The sequence below is a fragment of the Oceanisphaera profunda genome (assembly GCF_002157895.1).
In the GTDB taxonomy this organism is placed as follows: Bacteria; Pseudomonadota; Gammaproteobacteria; order Enterobacterales; family Aeromonadaceae; genus Oceanimonas; species Oceanimonas profunda.
In genome coordinates, this window is the sequence record NZ_CP021377.1 from 1799634 (window position 1) to 1817318 (window position 17685).

The 17685-nt window shown below is 50.5% G+C and carries 16 protein-coding genes and 1 riboswitch; of the genes, 11 read left to right on the forward strand and 5 right to left on the reverse strand.

Annotated elements, in window-relative coordinates:
- Window positions 1-65: 65 nt before the first annotated feature.
- Together CBP31_RS07790 and CBP31_RS07795 are read left to right on the forward strand one after the other, a co-directional pair.
- A complete protein-coding gene (locus CBP31_RS07790; protein ID WP_087036069.1) occupies window positions 66-965 on the forward strand; it encodes an EamA family transporter in 900 nt (299 codons plus the stop codon).
- 121 nt (window positions 966-1086) lie between these two features.
- Window positions 1087-1752, forward strand: coding sequence for a 7-cyano-7-deazaguanine/7-aminomethyl-7-deazaguanine transporter (locus tag CBP31_RS07795; RefSeq protein ID WP_087036071.1), 666 nt, complete (start codon window positions 1087-1089; stop codon window positions 1750-1752).
- A 31-nt stretch (window positions 1753-1783) separates the two neighbouring features.
- Here CBP31_RS07795 and CBP31_RS07800 read toward each other — a convergent pair whose 3' ends face one another.
- Together CBP31_RS07800 and elbB are read right to left on the reverse strand one after the other, a co-directional pair.
- Complete coding sequence (locus CBP31_RS07800; RefSeq protein ID WP_087036073.1) at window positions 1784-2422, reverse strand: hypothetical protein; 639 nt, start codon at window positions 2420-2422, stop codon at window positions 1784-1786.
- A 497-nt stretch (window positions 2423-2919) separates the two neighbouring features.
- Window positions 2920-3567, reverse strand: coding sequence for an isoprenoid biosynthesis glyoxalase ElbB (elbB, locus tag CBP31_RS07805; RefSeq protein WP_087036076.1), 648 nt, complete (start codon window positions 3565-3567; stop codon window positions 2920-2922).
- Between the two features lie 361 nt (window positions 3568-3928).
- Between elbB and polA the strand changes: the two genes are divergently transcribed.
- From polA to mnhG, 9 genes are all read left to right on the forward strand, one after another.
- Window positions 3929-6667 (forward strand): DNA polymerase I, encoded by a 2739-nt coding sequence (gene polA, locus CBP31_RS07810; protein ID WP_087036078.1) that lies wholly within the window; start codon window positions 3929-3931, stop codon window positions 6665-6667.
- Window positions 6668-6824: 157 nt separating this feature from the next.
- A riboswitch (TPP riboswitch) is annotated at window positions 6825-6935 on the forward strand.
- A gap of 39 nt (window positions 6936-6974) precedes the next feature.
- Entirely contained in the window at window positions 6975-7829 is an 855-nt protein-coding gene (thiD, locus tag CBP31_RS07815; protein ID WP_087036080.1) for a bifunctional hydroxymethylpyrimidine kinase/phosphomethylpyrimidine kinase, read from the forward strand.
- Window positions 7830-8308: 479 nt separating this feature from the next.
- Complete coding sequence (locus tag CBP31_RS07820; RefSeq protein ID WP_087036082.1) at window positions 8309-10609, forward strand: putative monovalent cation/H+ antiporter subunit A; 2301 nt, start codon at window positions 8309-8311, stop codon at window positions 10607-10609.
- Window positions 10606-11037, forward strand: coding sequence for a Na+/H+ antiporter subunit B (locus tag CBP31_RS07825; RefSeq protein ID WP_087036084.1), 432 nt, complete (start codon window positions 10606-10608; stop codon window positions 11035-11037). The genes CBP31_RS07820 and CBP31_RS07825 overlap by 4 nt, the downstream gene beginning before the upstream one ends.
- Window positions 11037-11384 carry a Na+/H+ antiporter subunit C gene (locus CBP31_RS07830; protein WP_087036087.1) on the forward strand — a complete coding sequence of 116 codons (348 nt, stop codon included), beginning with the start codon at window positions 11037-11039 and terminating at the stop codon, window positions 11382-11384. Before CBP31_RS07825 ends, CBP31_RS07830 begins: the two co-directional genes overlap by 1 nt.
- A complete protein-coding gene (locus CBP31_RS07835; RefSeq protein ID WP_193791283.1) occupies window positions 11381-12898 on the forward strand; it encodes a Na+/H+ antiporter subunit D in 1518 nt (505 codons plus the stop codon). The genes CBP31_RS07830 and CBP31_RS07835 overlap by 4 nt, the downstream gene beginning before the upstream one ends.
- Complete coding sequence (locus CBP31_RS07840; RefSeq protein WP_087036089.1) at window positions 12895-13368, forward strand: Na+/H+ antiporter subunit E; 474 nt, start codon at window positions 12895-12897, stop codon at window positions 13366-13368. The genes CBP31_RS07835 and CBP31_RS07840 overlap by 4 nt, the downstream gene beginning before the upstream one ends.
- 3 nt (window positions 13369-13371) lie before the next feature.
- Window positions 13372-13647: a monovalent cation/H+ antiporter complex subunit F gene (locus tag CBP31_RS07845; protein ID WP_087036091.1), complete on the forward strand. Its 276-nt coding sequence runs from the start codon at window positions 13372-13374 to the stop codon at window positions 13645-13647.
- Window positions 13637-14026: a monovalent cation/H(+) antiporter subunit G gene (mnhG, locus tag CBP31_RS07850; protein ID WP_227874966.1), complete on the forward strand. Its 390-nt coding sequence runs from the start codon at window positions 13637-13639 to the stop codon at window positions 14024-14026. The genes CBP31_RS07845 and mnhG overlap by 11 nt, the downstream gene beginning before the upstream one ends.
- Window positions 14027-14294: 268 nt before the next feature.
- On the opposite strand, the gene CBP31_RS07855 is transcribed toward mnhG, so the two are convergent.
- The 3 genes from CBP31_RS07855 to CBP31_RS07865 are packed head-to-tail and all read right to left on the reverse strand — an operon-like array spanning window position 14295 to window position 17594.
- Window positions 14295-14687: a response regulator gene (locus CBP31_RS07855; RefSeq protein ID WP_087036093.1), complete on the reverse strand. Its 393-nt coding sequence runs from the start codon at window positions 14685-14687 to the stop codon at window positions 14295-14297.
- Window position 14688: 1 nt separating this feature from the next.
- Complete coding sequence (locus tag CBP31_RS07860) at window positions 14689-15906, reverse strand: HDOD domain-containing protein (protein WP_087036095.1); 1218 nt, start codon at window positions 15904-15906, stop codon at window positions 14689-14691.
- A 2-nt stretch (window positions 15907-15908) separates the two neighbouring features.
- Entirely contained in the window at window positions 15909-17594 is a 1686-nt protein-coding gene (locus CBP31_RS07865; RefSeq protein ID WP_087036097.1) for a diguanylate cyclase, read from the reverse strand.
- Between the last annotated feature and the right edge of the window lie 91 nt (window positions 17595-17685).

The following is a 17685-nucleotide window of genomic DNA, read 5'->3' on the forward strand; positions in this document are numbered from 1 at the left end:
ATAATCCAGTGTTTTCTGTGGTTCAGGGCTAAAGCTGACAATATGACTTAACAGGAATTCTCACTATGGCACCCAAAGACGTACTGTTGGCATTAGTTGTAATCGGCGTGTGGGGCATGAACTTTGTGGTGATTCTCGCGGGTTTAGATGATGTGCCGCCCATGTTGCTGGGTGCCCTGCGTTTTACCTTGGTGGCCTTTCCTGCCGTGCTGTTGGTTAAGCGGCCCGCGGTTCCTTGGCGTTGGCTGATTGCTTATGGCGGTACTATCTCATTAGGCCAGTTTGCCTTTCTGTTTTACGCCATGGCCAATGGCATGCCGGCCGGACTTGCTTCACTGGTACTACAATCCCAAGCTTTTTTCAGTCTGTTTTTTGCCGCGTTATTGTTAGGCGAGAAGATTAAACCCGTACATTTGGCGGGCTTACTGGTAGCGGCGGTGGGTTTGGCGATTATTGGCTTTGGTGGTGACGGCACCATGACCATGCTGGGCTTAGGCCTAACACTGGCGGCATCGGCCATGTGGGCACTGGGTAATATAGTGACTAAAAAAATAGGCCGCGTTAATTTAATTGGTCTTATTGTGTGGGGTAACTTGGTGCCACCCTTGCCCTTTTTAGCACTATCATTTTGGCTAGAAGGACCGGCACAAATAGCAGAGGCTTTGCGCCATATTAGTAGCCAGACACTGCTCGCCTTGGCATACCTCGCTTTTATCGCCACCCTTTTAGGATATGGCCTCTGGAGCCGTTTATTACAGCGCTATGCTACCGGTATGGTGGCGCCTTTTTCACTGTTAGTGCCCGTAGTGGGATTAAGCTCGGCGGTATGGTTGTTGGATGAGCAACTTACCACGGCTCAGTGGGCGGGCGCGTTACTGGTGATGCTGGGGTTAGGTTTGAATGTGTTTGGCCTACGGGTGTGGAATTTACTTTCAGGTAAAGACAAATGCTTGGTTAAGCGTTAGTATAGCGGCCGTCATTCCGAATCTGATTAAAATTAAAGCATTTGTTAATGCCGCACGGCTGGTTATACTAAGCGCCGTTTTCGGAATGGGTTCCCTAACCCCATTATAAAAAAGGTCTATCATGGTTATTTCACCTCAGCAGTACAATACGGCCTTATTTCGGCTGTCTTTCTTTCACGTCGCTATTATTGCCGCCAGTAACTATCTGGTGCAGTTGCCTTTTACCCTGTTTGGTTTTCACACCACTTGGGGTGCACTGAGCTTTCCGTTTATTTACTTAGCTACCGATCTAACGGTGCGCATCTTCGGTGCGGCCATGGCGCGGCGCATTATTTTATTGGTGATGCTGCCGGCCTTGGCCAGCTCTTATGTGTTGTCGGTATTATTCTTTGAAGCTAAATACCAAGGGCTAGCGGCGCTGTCTGAGTTCAACTTGTTTGTGGCGCGCATCGCACTGGCCAGTTTTATGGCTTATGTGTTGGGCCAGATCATGGATGTATCGGTGTTTAACCGGTTACGCCAAGTAAAAGCCTGGTGGATAGCGCCCACTTGCTCCACTATTTTTGGCAACTTGGTCGATACGCTAGTGTTCTTTAGCTTGGCGTTTTATCGCTCACCCGATGCCTTTATGGCACAACATTGGGTGGAAATCGCCTTTGTGGATTACGGGGTTAAGCTTCTGTTTAGTTTGATCTTATTTGTGCCAGCCTATGGCTTGCTGCTCAAGTACTTGAGCAGCAAGTTTATTGGTGAAACCGGTATTAAGATACAAACAGTAAGAAGCTAAACCGCAAGCGAGCCACTAGCGCCAGTCGCACCTAGAGTTTAGTGATGGCCTCAATGTCGACGGCTTCTGCATAAGCTTTGAGGTCATCTTCGCTGATATTGCGGCCATTAAACTGCAACAAAATGCGGTTTTCGATCATCATCTGTAGCTCTTGGTGGTTATCTTCTGCTTTGCTCATGGCGGTGTGCCCTTGAATGCGCTTCACCTTGTAGCCACCCATGGTCGCCATACTGGGGTTGGCAAACAGCATGCCCATGGTTTGCAGCAGCGGCGAGTCTTTCATGATACTTATCTCTAGACGATGATCGCCTTTGTGATAATTGCGTGAGGCATTAATACCACCGCCAAAAAGCCCTGCGACTCCCGCTTGGCTATCTACCTTATCTGCTTGCCAGCCGGCTAAGGGCTCAGGAAATAGCTTCCCCAGCTCACCCGCCTGTAGTTGGCGGATTAAGGTGGCGGCATAATCTAATTGCGTCACCGCCTGGGATAGCTCGCCTGCTTGATAAGCCTCGGTGGCGGCGGTGATTGCCTGTTTAATTTCGCTTTCTGCTTCATTCTCGGCTTCCATCACTTCTTTAGTCGCGGTGTTCGACTCTGCGGCCAATAGCTGTCCTGCCAGCAGAAGGTTGGGCATTAATAAGCTTATCCATAACCAGCGCTTAATCATAAGGTTCCCTCCTCAATAAACTTTAGATCTCAGCTAAAGCAGTGTTTATTGTAGTAGAGACTAAGTTGTAGGCGAGCAGGCTAGGAGCGCTGGGCGAGCAGATTGAAAAATGTGTAAATGATAGTTGCAAACAGTAATGATAATAGTTATCGTTACTTTGCTTTCGAGGAACGACTCCCCTAACGCTAAGTTATGGTTAAGTTATGCAGTCAGCGGAGATAAGTTTTTGAAGGCACGACATTGCTCACATTGCTTCCAGAGTTTTTAGGCCAGCTTATGCTGGCCTTTTTTTGTTCTTAAAAGCGGCTTAGCCACGGAATACACGGAAAATGAAAGATAACAAAAGCCAAATTTTTAGTTGGTAAGACCTTATAAGAGATATGCATTTTGTACTTATTTGGTTTTACGTCCGTGTGATTCCGTGTATTCCGTGGCAAAAATATCTCTAGTTTTTACAACTTAGCTAGGCGCCTGGTGCTGGGCGCTCGGCGCGGCTCTTACATTTCGAGTAAGCGCTTCACTAGTTTGCCGATACCGATGTCTGCCTCGGCGATGTTCTTGGCCAGCATATAAGCAGGCGTCGAGATCACCTGATAGCGAGTATCTTCTACGACGTCTGTTACTGCGCAGCCAATGTGCTCGCCGCCCATGGCGATAAAAGCATCGGCGGTGCCGGTATCTGTGCCGATAGTGCCTTTCACGCCAGCTGGATAAACGCGCGGGATCAAGATGGGCGCTATGCAACAGTAGCCTGCGGGTTTGCGGGCACTGGCAAACGACTTGCAGGCCGCCTGTACTTGGGCATCTAGCTGCATGTCTGTGCCTTGACTGGCAAAGTCACTTAAGTTTTTCGCCACGCCAAAACCGCCAGGTAATAGCAGTGCATCAAAGTCGCTCACATTGAGCTCGGTGAGCGGTTTAATCTCGCCCCGAGCAATGCGCGCCGCTTCGGTTAGTACATTGCGCTGTTGGCCCGCGTCTAATGTTCCCGTGAGGTGATTGGTGGTGGCTTGGGGCTTGTCTGGCGCAAAGCATTGATAGCTCGCGCCCTGTTTGGTGAGGTGTAATAAGCAGAGCACGGCTTCATGAATTTCAGAACCGTCATTCACGCCGCAGCCGCTTAAAATAATGGCAACTTTTTTCATACCTTATTCCTTGTAAGTGAACGTGAGGAGAGAAGTGTAAAGAGTGAAGGGCTAAAGCTAACAGTAAAACACCGAGTTTGCAGGTTTGAGTATGTTTATCATCTCGCGCCTCACCATTTACGCCTCACCCCTTACATATAATTCACAAGGCCATCTAAAGAGATTTCCACATTGCAAGATCTTAATGCTAGATCAAGTATTTTTCTCTAAGTATCTGATAAGTAAGATCTAATGTTTTTTGACTAGATCTTGTGCAGATCGCCTTTGCACAGACTTATCCACAGGCTAGAAAGTGCTCGCCGTGGTGTCAACAGCCTGGCTGTGGCATGCTAATAGGTAACGCATTAACGAGAACGACACCATGGCTGCCTTACCCAGTAAACCTCTGATCCTAGTTGATGGATCTTCTTATCTTTATCGTGCCTATTTTGCCTCTTTAAAGGCGGGTCTACGTACCAGTGATGGCCGCCCCAGTGGGGCAGTTCGCGTGGTCACTAATATGCTGCGCAGCCTGCACAAGCAGTTCCCCGACTCGCAAGTGACAGTGGTGTTTGATGCCAAAGGTAAGACCTTTCGTGACGATCTGTACTCGGAATATAAGGCACAGCGGCCCTCCATGCCCGACGATCTACGCAGCCAAATAGAACCAATTCACAACATTATTAAAGCCATGGGCTTGCCGCTATTGATTGAGTCTGGCGTAGAAGCTGATGACGTGATCGGCACTCTGGCGCGCCAAGCCACCGAGCAGCAATTAGACGTGGTGATCAGCACCGGCGATAAAGACATGGCGCAGTTGGTCACCGATCATGTGCTGTTAATGGACACCATGAAAAATGAGTTTATGGACCGCAATGGTGTGATCGAGAAGTTTGGCGTGCCGCCAGAGCTGATCATAGATCTGCTGGCGCTAGTGGGCGATAAAGTGGATAACATTCCGGGCATGCCGGGCGTAGGTGAAAAAACCGCGCTGGCCTTGTTGCAGGGCTTGGGCTCGATTGAACAGATTGCAGATCAGCTCGATAAAGTGGCGGATCTGGGCTTTCGTGGATCTAAGAGCTTTGCTGCTAAGTTCGTCGAACATAAAGAGATCTTGGACTTATCTTATACCTTGGCCACTATTAAAACCGATGTAGAGCTGCATTGTGGCCCCGCCGAATTGCTGCAAACCCCGCCGGATACCGAAGCACTGAAAGCGCTGTATCAAGAATACGAATTTCGTAATTTATTAGCCGAGCTGGATCCAGAGCTTGCCGCTGTTCCCGCCAAGCCTGCGACACCGGCAATGGACGTGAATTATCAAACCATTTTGAGCGAAGCCGAGTTGCAAGACTGGGTAGGGCGCTTGGTCAAGGCACCGTATTTTGCCTTCGATACCGAAACCACCAGCCTCAATTATCGCGATGCACGCGTAGTAGGTATGTCGTTTGCCATAGAGGCGGGTGAGGCGGCCTATGTGCCTTTTGGCCACGATTATTTAGATGCGCCGGAGCAATTGAGTGAAGCCGTGGTATTGGCGGCGTTAAAGCCGTTATTAGAGGCCGAACTGCCGATTAAATTGGGCCAGAATTTAAAGTACGATGCCAATGTATTGAAAAATCATGACATTCAGATGCGTGGCATTGGGCTGGATACTATGTTGGAGTCTTATGTACTGAATTCGGTACAAACCCGCCATGACATGGACAGCATGGCTAATTTTTTCTTAAATCATGCCACTACGCCCTTTGAAGCCATTGCCGGCAAGGGCGCAAAGCAGCTGACCTTTAATCAAATACCCTTAGAAGAAGCGGCGTTTTATGCGGCAGAAGACGCAGATATTACGTTGCGCTTGCATCATCACTTAGCCGAGCAACTGGCCGCCGAGCCTGAGTTGCAAAGCGTATTCACCGATATTGAAATGCCATTAGTGCCGATTCTGGCCGAGATGGAATACACGGGCGTGAAGATAGACAGCAAGCTGCTGGCCATTCAAAGTGATGAAATTGCTAAGCGCCTAAAAGAATTAGAGTTAAAAGCGCACGAGTTAGCCGGCGAACCTTTTAACTTAAGCTCGCCAAAGCAGCTGGGTGAAATTTTGTTTACCAAGCTAGAACTACCGATTTTGAAAAAGACGCCCAAGGGTGCGCCTTCAACGGCAGAAGAAGTGCTGCAAGAGCTGGCGTTGGATTATCCGCTGCCTAAGTTATTGATGGAATATCGCGGCTTAAGCAAGCTTAAGTCTACTTATACAGACAAGCTGCCACTAATGGTGAATCAGCACAGTGGCCGCATTCATACTTCCTATCATCAGGCCAATGCTGCCACCGGTCGCTTGTCGTCTTCGGATCCTAACTTACAAAATATTCCGATCCGCACTCCCGAAGGGCGGCGCATTCGCCAAGCCTTTATTGCCGAGCCTGGTTATAAACTGGTGGCGGCGGATTACTCGCAAATTGAACTGCGCATTATGGCGCACTTATCCAAAGATAAAGGCCTGCTCGATGCCTTTGCTAAGGGCTTAGATGTGCACAAGGCCACAGCCGCGGAAGTGTTCGGCGTGGCGCTCGACAGCGTTACTACCGAGCAGCGCCGTCGTGCCAAAGCCATTAACTTTGGTTTGATCTACGGCATGAGCGCCTTTGGTTTATCGCGCCAGTTAGGCATTCCGCGCCACGAGTCGCAGTCTTATATGGATATTTACTTTGAGCGCTATCCAGGCGTGCAGCGTTACATGGAAGACACCCGCGCCTTGGCCGCAGAAAAAGGCTACGTAGAGACCTTGTTTGGTCGCCGTTTATATTTACCAGAGATAAATGCTAAAAACGGCGCGCGCCGTAAAGGTGCCGAGCGTGCCGCTATCAACGCGCCTATGCAGGGAACAGCCGCCGATATTATCAAGAAGGCGATGATCAAAGTGGCCGCTTGGTTAAAAGAACAAGCAGATGGTGAAGTACGCATGCTAATGCAAGTACACGATGAGTTGGTGTTTGAAATTCGTGAAGATAAAGTTGAGGATTTTAAACTGCAGATTTGCGATTTAATGCAGCATGCGGCCAGTATTGATGTGCCGTTACTGGTGGAAGCCGGCGACGGTGATAACTGGGATCAAGCGCATTAGAGCAGCGCCGAGCACCAAGCGCCCGGCGTCCAGCTAACGATTAGGGATAGAAACCGAGCTGAGAAGCTCGGTTTTTTCTTGCTCGGCGTTTGGTGCTTAGCACTTAGCGCTGTGTGTACGGCTTCCTTTTCAGGCCTTAGGTAGCTATTATCGGCTTCATTGTTAGTCGGGGAGCCTAGGTAAAGACCTAAGTGCTGAGACGGTAAATACCGGACCCGCTGTACCTGATCCAGTTAATGCTGGCGTAGGAAACTAACGGGTAAGTACCAATTTACCTGTGGTTTCTTCGCCCGAAGGAGCCAAGGATATGCCCCATCAAGTTGTAGATAAGTACACTTCACCTCAACAAGAGCCACATCATCAGAAGCCCATCGTCTTGACCATAGCCGGCTCAGACAGCAGCGGCGGTGCGGGTATTCAGGCGGACATTAAAGCCATTTCTGCCACCGGCGGTTACGCCTGCTCGGTGATAACGGCCCTCACCGCACAAAACACCCAAGGCGTGACTGCAGTACACCCAACGCCGCAAGCCATGATCCAAGCACAATTAGACGCGGTATTCAGCGATCTGGCGGTAACTTCGGTGAAAGTAGGCATGCTCGGTGATAGCGAAACCATTCGCACCGTTGCGGCGGCATTGCGTAAATACCAGCCACAGCATTTAGTCGTGGATCCGGTGATGGTGACTGCCAATGGCGACATGTTGCTGGCGGACGATGCGGTGCACTGCTTACGTACCGAGTTGCTGCCCTTGGCGGATGTAATAACCCCTAACTTACCGGAAGCCGCGGCCTTGTTGGGGGTAGCGATTCCTGAGCATTTGTCTGAGGTAGAAGCCTTATTTTCCGGTTTGCAACAGTTGGATTGTAAGGCGGTATTAATCAAAGGCGGCTTCTTGCAACAAGAAGCGCGTAGCCCAGACTGGTTATTAATGGGTGAGCAAGTGCGTTGCTTCGATACGCCCCGCGTGATGACGGGCAATACCCACGGCACCGGTTGTACTTTGTCGGCGGCGCTGGCCAGTTATTTAGGTCAAGGCTTTAGCTTAGAAGAAGCGGTAGAGCGGGCTAAACACTATATTGATCAGGCTATTTTGGCCGGCAGTTTAGTGCGCATCGGCCATGGCCGAGGTCCGGTGGGGCATTTTTTCGCTACCAAGTAGGTGAACGTTTACTCTCGCATTTCGCCGCAGGCGGAACGTGTTAAGACATCACACTAAAATCGATTTTTGCTCCGGAACCCGCAGAAAAATAGCGATAAGATCGACAAGGTCAAAAGCTATTAAGAGGTAGGTCTTACTCCTCAAAATTTCTATCACTTGTCGCTTTGAACTCTTTTGTGCGTTCCGTGGCAGAGCTGTTTTTTGAATCGCTATCGCATATTGAGTCGGTGAATACTTAGATCCATCTCTCAATTAACGTTATCAAGAGGGCGAAAAAATCGCGCCCTGCTTGCGTTTTATTGGGTCGACTTGTAGTATCGACCGTCATAATAATATAAAAATAATCGATTAACTGATTGATAAACTTATTGATAAATAATCGAAATAACTTCTAACTATAGCCTCTGCCCAGTGTCATCTCTTCCCTATTTTTAGCTTATTCTATTGCCTGAACAGGCAAGGAAAGGAGGCATTTTCCTATGCTTGTTGCCATTTTATCGGGCTTTATTTTAGCCTTTTTGGTGCCACAACTGTCTCGCGTTATGGGCGCGAAGATTGGTTGGTGCTTGTCGGTACTGCCGGCAGTCTTGTTTGGCTATTTCTTGACGTTTTGGCCGGCGGTGACCGCAGGCGAAACGCTGCATTATCATTATTCTTGGATCCCCAGCCTCAATATTAATCTGAGCTTAATGGTCGATGGCCTAAGCTTGATGTTCGCCTTGTTGATCACTGGCATTGGTACTTTTATCTTTATTTATGCGGGCCGTTATCTACAAGGCCACCGAGATATTCATAAATTATTGATGTATTTACTGGCCTTTATGGCGGCGATGTTGGGCTTGGTATTATCCAGTAACTTGATTGCCATGTTTGTGTTTTGGGAGCTAACCAGCTTTACCTCCTATTTGCTGATCGGTTTTAATCACGAACAAGAAAAAGCCCGCAAGGCCGCCTTGCAGGGCTTTTTTATTACCGTGGCAGGTGGTCTTGCCTTGATGACCGGCTTGATTTTGCTGGGCCATATTGGCGGCAGTTTTGAGCTCAGCGAGCTATTGGCCCAAGGCACCTCATTACAAGACAACCCGCTGTTTATCGCCATGATGGGTTTAATACTGTTGGGCGCCTTTACTAAATCGGCACAAACGCCGTTTCATTTTTGGTTACCCAATGCCATGGCGGCCCCCACTCCGGTGAGTGCTTACTTGCACTCGGCGACCATGGTAAAAGCTGGCATTTATTTAATGGCGCGCTTACAACCCATGATGGCCGGCCATGAAGTCTGGACCACGACGCTGTCGTTATTTGGCGGCGTAACCATGACGGTGGGCGCCATTATGGCGGTGTGCAGTACCGATCTTAAGCGTATCTTGGCCTTTTCGACCGTAATGGCGCTGGGTACGCTGACCATGCTCATTGGCATCGGCACCCCCCATGCGCTAGAAGCGGCCATGGTGTTCTTGCTGGCCCATGCCTTATATAAAGGCGCGCTCTTTATGGCTGCCGGCACCTTGGATTACTCCACCGGCACTAAAGATGTGCGTGATTTATCTGGCCTGCGTATCTATCTGCCGCACACGGCCATGTTTACCACTCTCGCCGCCCTGTCATTGGCAGGCATTCCGCCTTTGTTTGGCTTTATCGCCAAGGAGCTGATGTTTAGTGGCGCTTTAGGCAGCACTAAACTGGCCAGCTTATTAACCGTGCTGTGCCTAATCACCGCTATTTGCATAGTGGCGGCCAGTGCCTTGGTGGCCGTTAAGCCCTTTTATGGCCCTTATAAAGTCACCCCCAGAACACCGGAAGAAGCGCATTGGTCGATGCGCTTAGGCTTTACGGTATTGGCGTTGCTTAGCCTGCTATTTGGCTTAATGCCCAGCTTGGTTTCTCCATTATTACAGGCGTCAATCGCGGCCATTAACGGCGGCGCTAGCGTCGAGCTGGATCTGGCGTTATGGCACGGCTTCAATCTACCGCTATTGCTGAGCGGTGTGGCCTTATTGTGCGGCGCACTCTTATATTACTACTGGAGTAAGGTGCGTGAACCGTTAAGCAATGCCATCGACTTCTTGGCTTATGGCCCCGAACGCGGCTACGAGCACATGATGCAAGGCCTAGTGTGGATTGCGGATAGGCAAACGCGGGTGCTGCAAAACGGTTATATGGCCAATTATATTTTGACTATCCTGCTGACCACCATTGGCTTATTAACCTATGTATTCTGGTCTCAAGACGCCTTCGTCTACTCGCTATCCTTTGAAGGGGTGCGTTTTTATGAAGTGGTGATAGTGCTGTTAATGATGGTGTCGGCGGTCTATGCCTGTGGCACCACTTTGCGGCTAGGCTCTGTGGCAGCACTCGGCGTGTTGGGCTTTGTAATGGCCATGGTGTATGTGTTCTTCAGCGCACCAGACTTAGCCATTACCCAGATTTTGGTAGAAACCCTGACCGTGATCATGCTGGTACTGGTGTTATTCCGCTTACCGCGTTTTCAGGAGCTATCCGGTCGTGTGGTGCGCTGGCGAGATGCCGTCGTGGCCGCAGCCTTTGGTGTGCTGGTGACCATGATGCTGCTTACCGTGCATCAAACTGCCCTTCCGGGTGAGCGTATCTCTGATTATCTGGCCGCTAACAGTTACGTGCTGGCCCATGGTCGCAATATAGTGAACGTGATCTTAGTGGACTTTAGGGCGCTCGATACCTTAGGCGAAATCTTCGTGTTGGCCTTGGCGGCCATAGGCGTGAACGCCATGATCCGCTTTCGCGATGAGGCTAAATCATGAGAACTGATACTTCCATAATTCTACAAACCGCCACCCGCATGCTGGTGCCGCTGCTGTTATTGTTTTCCATCTTCTTGCTGTTACGCGGTCATAACGAACCCGGCGGCGGATTTATTGCGGGCTTAGTGGCGTCTTGTGCCTTTGGCTTACACCTGTTTGCCTTTGATGCGCGCAGTACCCGTGTGCTGCTCAAAGTCGAAAGCCAGCATTTGATGGGCGTGGGTCTGTGCATGGCGCTGGTTAGCGGCATGGTCGGCGTGCTGTTGAAAGGTCAGCCTTTTTTAACCAGTCAATGGGCCACGTTTTATGTGCCGGGTATTGGTGAGCTAAGCGTGAGTACGCCTTTATTGTTCGATATCGGCGTCTATTTAGTGGTGATCGGCGTGGTGTCGACCATTTTACTGTCGCTCGATAAGTCGGAGGATTAATGGAAAACCTATTCGCTTTCGTGATTGGCGGTCTGTACGCCACCGCCTTATTTATGATGCTGAGACGCAGCATAGTGAAATTGGTGATCGGGCTGATGATTTTATCAAACGCCGCCAATTTACTGATTTTAAGCGCCGGTGGTCTGGTGCGCGGTGCGCCGCCTTTGATCCCCGATCACTTAGAACGTGTCACCACCACCATGGCAGACCCTTTACCGCAGGCGCTGATTTTAACCGCTATCGTGATTAGTTTTGGGGTTCTTGCCTTCGCCGTGGTGTTAATTCACCGCGCTTATGAAGTGATTGGGGCCGATGATATGAATGAAATGAAGAGCACCGACTCGTGAATATAGCCATAGTTCTACCTATTTTTATTCCCATGCTGGCCGGTGCCTTAACGCTGGCTTGTTGGCAATGGCGCAATGTGCAGCGCTGGTTATCCTTGTTATCGGGCACTGGCCTATTGCTGGCGGGTATTTATCTGTTTATTCAGGTACGCGAGCAAGGCATCTTGGTCGCCTACATGGGGGATTGGGCTGCACCCTACGGTATTACCTTAGTGGCGGATTTACTGAGTGCCATTATGGTGCTGGTGACCGGCATTGTGGGCTTAAGTGTGGCGGTTTATTCGCTGGCGACCATGAGCCAGAAGCACGAAGCTTTTGGCTATTATCCACTGCTGCATTTGATGTTAGCAGGCGTGGCGGGCGCGTTTTTAACCGGTGATATCTTTAACCTCTATGTGTGGTTTGAGATCATGTTGGTTGCCTCGTTTGGCTTGATGATCTTGGGCGGCGAGCGGGCGCAGATGGAAGGGGCGGTCAAATACGTTACCCTAAACTTATTATCTTCGGCGTTATTCTTAACCGCCGTGGGCTTGCTCTACGGTTACGCGGGCACGCTGAACATGGCGGACTTAGCCGTCAAATTAGGTACCGGCGAACAGCCAGGCTTAGTGACGGTAATTGCCATGCTGTTTATGGTGGCCTTTGGCATTAAGGCGGCGGCCTTTCCGCTGTTCTTCTGGTTACCGGCGTCTTATCACACACCACCGGTGGCGATTTCGGCGGTGTTTGCCGGCTTGCTCACCAAGGTGGGTGTGTATGCGCTGTACCGCGTCTTTAGCCTGATTTTCGTGCAAGATATCAGCTTGACCCATCATCATATCTTGATGGGCATGGGTATTTTTACCATGCTCACCGGGGTGCTGGGGGCGGCGGCGCAGTTTGAAGTGCGGCGTATTCTCTCGTTTCATATCGTCAGCCAAATTGGCTATATGCTGGTGGGTTTGGCGCTGTTTACGCCGCTCGCCATCGCCGGTGGCGTCTTTTATATTTTTCACCACATTATCGTGAAAACGAATCTGTTTCTGATCAGCGGCATTATGTATCGCTATCATGGTAGTTACGAGTTATCCAAGTTAGGCGGTTTGTATCGTGCCACGCCGTGGTTGGCCTTCTTGTTCTTAATTCCGGCCATGTCGCTGGCGGGCATACCGCCGTTATCGGGCTTTTTCGCCAAATATACGGTGATCAAGGCCGGTGTCTTAGAAGGTGCTTGGTGGATGGTGGGTATCGCCTTGTTGGTGGGCTTACTGACCTTGTATTCCATGGTAAAAATTTGGGCCGAAGCCTTCTGGAAACCTTTGCCAGAAGAAGCAAAACCGCTGCGCGGCGGTGAAGACCCCCATCGCTATTTGTTGTATTTACCGGTTGCTGTACTGGCCGGTATGACGCTCACCATAGGTCTTGGTGCCGAATGGTTTGTGCAATTAGCGTTAGATACCGCCGACCAATTATTAACGCCCAGCGGTTATATTGACGCCGTATTAGGCCCTGTTGAAGCTAGGAGTCGCCCATGAAGGCCTTTGGCTGGAATATGTTATTGGCCCTGTTTTGGGTCGTGTTATCGGGCAGTTACAGCATAACTAACTTGGTGGCCGGCATGGTGCTCAGTTATTTGGTGTTGGCCTATGTGGCGCGAGATAAGCCAGAGTTTGCTAACTACTTTGGCAAGGCGGTCAATATCATCGGCTTTATCTTGTTTTTCATTTGGGATTTAACCAAGGCCAATGCCCGCGTGGCCTACGACGTACTCACGCCTACGCACTTGATGCGCCCAGGCGTAATTGCTATTCCCCTAGACTTAAAAGATGACGCTGGCATTAGCTTATTTGCCAATCTGATCACGGTGACGCCGGGCTCCTTGGCGTTGGATATATCCAGTGATCGCAAGGTGTTATATGTACATTTGATGTATCTGGATGATGAGTCGAGTCAATTGGCGGAGCTGAAGTCACTGGAAGCCAGAGTCATAAATTTGTTGAGGTAAACCATGCTCGAGATATCGATTACCATCTCTTTTATTTTTTTAAGCATCGGCCTAGTGATGGCCACTATCCGCCTGTTACGCGGGCCCACGCTACCAGACCGAGTGGTAGCGCTAGAAGTGATCGCCTCCATGACGGTGGGCTTTATTGTGCTATATAGCATCAGCTATGGCGTGCCCGCGTTGATTGATGTGGCATTGGTACTAGCGTTAACGTCGTTTTTAACGGCGGTGGCCTTTGCCCGTTATCTGGAACGAGGAGCGCAACTCAATGATGATTGAAATCGCTACCAGCGTACTGCTGCTACTGGGGGCGTTTTTAATGCTGCTCTCAGGGATTGGTATTATTCGTATGCCGGATTTATTAACCCGTATGCACGCCACCAGTAAAGCGGGCGCTTTAGGCATAGGTCTTATGGCGTGCGGTTATATGGTGTTTTACAGCGCCGACACCAGCTTAGTGGTGCGCGCCCTGGCCATGGTGGTGTTCGTACTGGTGACCGCCCCTATCGCCGCTCACGTCTTGGCGCGTGCCGGCTATTTTGTGGGTATCGAGCTGTGGGAGGGCACTATTAAAGATGTCATCAAAGAGCGCTACGACTTAAAAACCCGCCGCTTAGGCAGTGCGCCTAAACGAAGAGATGATGAAGATACTTATTAAGATAGCGCCGAGCACCAAGCTAAAAACAAACACAAAAAAGCCGAACCCTAGGGTTCGGCTTTTTTAATTAACTAACGAGCGGTACTTGGCGCTGTATTTTGCTCACACCTCACGTTAAACATAACCACAGCTCTGGTTGGATCTTTTGCATCAGAACCTGCTACGCAGCTTTTCGCGGTTAAAACGCGCGACATACCGCAAAGCAACAGCTTTGCTGCACGATGTCGAAATCGAGGCCGCTGTTGTTTTGTTTCGCTCGATGCTGTATTCATGCTTTACTGCTTAACCAAATGTCAGTTACTTGCTGGGGTAAAAGCATGGGATCAAAAGGTTTGGCGATCACATCCACGGCGCCCATGGCTTTGTAGGCGGCAATTTCTTGGGGTTGGATTTTTGCGGTCATAAAAGCGATGGGAATATGAGCCAGCTCCGGTTGCTGGCGCAGCGCGACTAGCGTGGTGGGGCCGTCCATGCCTGGCATCATTACATCCAGCAAGATTAGCTGCGGGGCAAAGGCGGCGGCTTGCGCTAGTGCTTGCTCGCCACTGGCGCACAATAACATCTCAAACCCACCGACCATTTCCAGTGCCAATTGAGCGATTTCGCGTATATCCGCATCGTCTTCTACGTACAAAATCCGGCTTAGGGCAGGATGAGGCATATTAATTCCTGTTAGCAGCAGAGGATAAGGAAAACGCCTCTTGGCTGGGTTGAGTGTGGCTCGCTCCCTCTGCCGCTTTGGGCCACCATTTTTCTACATCTAAGCCCGCTTGGCGCAACATGCGCAGTGCTTCTGGGGTGTCTAGGTGGGAGGCCACTCTTAAGGCGGCTAAGTGCATGATCAACAAAGGGCGTTGTGTGGTATGAGTGGGCGCCTGATGAATGGCACCGATTAGCTCGCGAGTGGGTAAGGGCAAGCCCCACTGTACCTTAAGTTGGTTGCCGTATTTAGGGCTCCACTCGGACATCGCTAACGGTAGCTGTTCATCATTGAGTGTGGCGCCTTGCGCAATAAAATCTTGTAGGGCGCGCAGCACTGCTAATTCGCCGACGCGACTCAAGAGGCCAGCCGTATAACAACTGGCGCTGCTTAAACCCACACTCATTGCCATGGCGCGCGCGAGACTGGCCACTTGCTCGGCGGTGGAGTGATAAAGCTGTGCTTGCTTTAGTAATCTCGCGTCTTGCAGCGAGCCGCGAATATCCAGCGCCAGTGCCATGGCCGTGGCCAATGCCATATCGACCCCTAGGATACTGATAGCCTCATCGACGCGGCTTATGGGTTGGCCACTGCGCTTTAATGAGGTGCCATTGGCTAAATTCAGCAGGCGAGCGGTAAGCGGTATCTCATTTTTCCATGCGCGCGCCAAATCCTGTGCTGATAATTCAGCACTGCTCTCCAGCAAGGGTAAGACCGCTTCCAGCGCTAACTCAGTGGGTAAAGTAAGCTTGCCGGTTAAGGTTTGGCTTAACCAAGTACTTAAACAAACAGTGAGCTCAGTTTGGCTTTGTTGCTGAATAAGGCGGGCTAATAGCGGCTCTAGTCGCTGCTGCAGCATGGGCAGGTTTAGCGGCTTGGCAATAAATTCGCTTACCCCACAGCGTGCAGCCGCGATCACGGCTTCGCGGTCGGAATGGGCGCTGATCATGACCACCGGCAACTCAGGCGCTTGGTTGCGCACTAACTTCACCAAGTCTAGGCCTGGGCCATCCGCGAGCTGGTACTCGCAAATCACCAGTTGCATGCTAGGCTGCCAAGCGGCTTTGGCCGTCGCCAGAGTGCTGCAGTGTTGTACATGAGCATGGGGCGCTAAATTGGTTAATACCTGCTCAATCAGCTCGGCCACTAAAGGGTCATTATCTAACAGCAAAATATCCATGATTAATCAGTCTCATCCTGAGCTAAATTTGCGTCTCGCCCCAAGCGTGGGTGCTGGTAGCAGGTGACGCCATTTCTGCCGGCTTGCTTTTGTTGGTACAGCGCGTCGTCTGCTGCATTCAGGGCTTGCTCTTCACCGCTAAAGTTATTGAGCTCAGCCAACCCTACGCTTACGGTGGCATGAAAGGTGCCGTCACTGCCAATAAAGCTTAGCTGGGAGAAGTGATGGCAAACATCCTTAAACAATAGCTCCGATTGAGCCAGTTTGCAGTCCGGTAAGATAATCACAAATTCTTCGCCACCGTAGCGGCCTAAATGATCGGTGGTGCGCAGCCGCTTTTGTAATACTTGCGCCAATGCTTTGATCACTACATCGCCAACGCCGTGGCCATGGCGGTCGTTAACCTGTTTAAAATGATCTAAGTCTAAAATAGCGATGCTGGTGTGGTGGCCGAGGCGCTGTACGCGCGCGTATTCATGAGTGAGTGCTTGTTTAATATGCGAGTGATTAAGCAGGCCGGTTAAGCCATCGCAGGATACTAGCTTGGCCAGCTGGCGCGCGCGATAACAGAGGGTACGCACGGTACGGATCAGCTGCTCATCGGAAATCGGCTTAGTGATAAATTCATCGGCGCCTTGGGCGAGTGCGTTAATTTGCAAGTCACGGTCTTGCTCCGACGAGAGATAAATAATCGGCAAACTCAGCCATTCGGGCTCGAGGCGGATCATGCGCGCCAAGGTGACCCCTGAATAGGGCGGCATATGCACATCTAACAACACTATGTCGGGGCGAAATTCTGCCAGCACCGCCAATAAGCCCTCAGGCTCGGCCATCACTTTGACATTCTTACCCGCCTGAGTCAGCACCAAGCGGTAATGCTCGGTGAGCTCTTGATCGTCATCCAGCAGTAATACCTTACTGGCATGATGCTGTTGTTGCTCGGCTTTAAGTTGCTCGATGCGCTTGGCTAGTTTAGGCACTTCAACCGGTTGCATAAATAAGCCATCGGCACCTTGTGCGGCCAAGGCATAGCGTGCTTGAAAACTGTCATCTTGACCGATGCACAATACCGGGGCTGGGGCTTTGTGTTGCGTTTGAGCTTGCTGCTGGTTCCAGGCCACCACTTGGTTTAGCAATGCAGCAGGAGTGATGATAATGCTCGCCGGGTGCCAGCACTGTGTGCAGTGTTGCGGTAAAGATTCACAATGGCGCACGTTAAAGCCATAGGTCATCAAGGCTTCGCCCAACGCTGCTAAGCTGGCATCCAGCACTAATAATTGAGTTTTTTCACCCGTATGTTCCACCAGCTCCCAGTTAATGGCAGTCGGCGTGTGCGCCTCTGCGGCCAATAACAGCTGCGATAATTGGCTGAGTCGTGCCAGTACGGTTGGCTCTATCTGGCAGGCTGTTAATAACTGAGCCGGCTCAACGGTATGTATCACCTCTTTAATCAGCTGCTCTAATTCGCTCGCTTCTTCGCCTAATTGATGAAAACCAAAGGTACCGCTGGAGCCTGCTAAACGATGCAACAAATGATAGAGGTCTTGCAGATCATCTGGATGACAGACGCCGTTTTGCCAATCAGCCAGCTTAGGCGCTAACTCAGCCAGTTGAGCTGTGGTGCGCTCGGCAAACCGTTTTTTTAGCATCATAAGACGGTTGTCCATAGCGGTGACTTCAGGCGCCATGTGTGTCCTCCAGTAAACAGCGGCTCAGCTAAAGTAAGCCAGCCTGCAGCGTGATGCCCACTTTGTATGCGAGCAAGATAATAACTTGATA

Excerpts from the sequence above, each read along its gene's own strand:
- CBP31_RS07790 (WP_087036069.1), top strand. The coding sequence starts at position 66 with ATGGCACCCAAAGACGTACTGTTGGCATTAGTTGTAATCGGCGTGTGG.
- CBP31_RS07795 (WP_087036071.1), top strand. The coding sequence starts at position 1,087 with ATGGTTATTTCACCTCAGCAGTACAATACGGCCTTATTTCGGCTGTCT.
- CBP31_RS07800 (WP_087036073.1), bottom strand. The coding sequence starts at position 2,422 with ATGATTAAGCGCTGGTTATGGATAAGCTTATTAATGCCCAACCTTCTG.
- elbB (WP_087036076.1), bottom strand. The coding sequence starts at position 3,567 with ATGAAAAAAGTTGCCATTATTTTAAGCGGCTGCGGCGTGAATGACGGT.
- polA (WP_087036078.1), top strand. The coding sequence starts at position 3,929 with ATGGCTGCCTTACCCAGTAAACCTCTGATCCTAGTTGATGGATCTTCT.
- thiD (WP_087036080.1), top strand. The coding sequence starts at position 6,975 with ATGCCCCATCAAGTTGTAGATAAGTACACTTCACCTCAACAAGAGCCA.
- CBP31_RS07820 (WP_087036082.1), top strand. The coding sequence starts at position 8,309 with ATGCTTGTTGCCATTTTATCGGGCTTTATTTTAGCCTTTTTGGTGCCA.
- CBP31_RS07825 (WP_087036084.1), top strand. The coding sequence starts at position 10,606 with ATGAGAACTGATACTTCCATAATTCTACAAACCGCCACCCGCATGCTG.
- CBP31_RS07830 (WP_087036087.1), top strand. The coding sequence starts at position 11,037 with ATGGAAAACCTATTCGCTTTCGTGATTGGCGGTCTGTACGCCACCGCC.
- CBP31_RS07840 (WP_087036089.1), top strand. The coding sequence starts at position 12,895 with ATGAAGGCCTTTGGCTGGAATATGTTATTGGCCCTGTTTTGGGTCGTG.
- CBP31_RS07845 (WP_087036091.1), top strand. The coding sequence starts at position 13,372 with ATGCTCGAGATATCGATTACCATCTCTTTTATTTTTTTAAGCATCGGC.
- mnhG (WP_227874966.1), top strand. The coding sequence starts at position 13,637 with ATGATGATTGAAATCGCTACCAGCGTACTGCTGCTACTGGGGGCGTTT.
- CBP31_RS07855 (WP_087036093.1), bottom strand. The coding sequence starts at position 14,687 with ATGCCTCATCCTGCCCTAAGCCGGATTTTGTACGTAGAAGACGATGCG.
- CBP31_RS07860 (WP_087036095.1), bottom strand. The coding sequence starts at position 15,906 with ATGGATATTTTGCTGTTAGATAATGACCCTTTAGTGGCCGAGCTGATT.
- CBP31_RS07865 (WP_087036097.1), bottom strand. The coding sequence starts at position 17,594 with ATGGCGCCTGAAGTCACCGCTATGGACAACCGTCTTATGATGCTAAAA.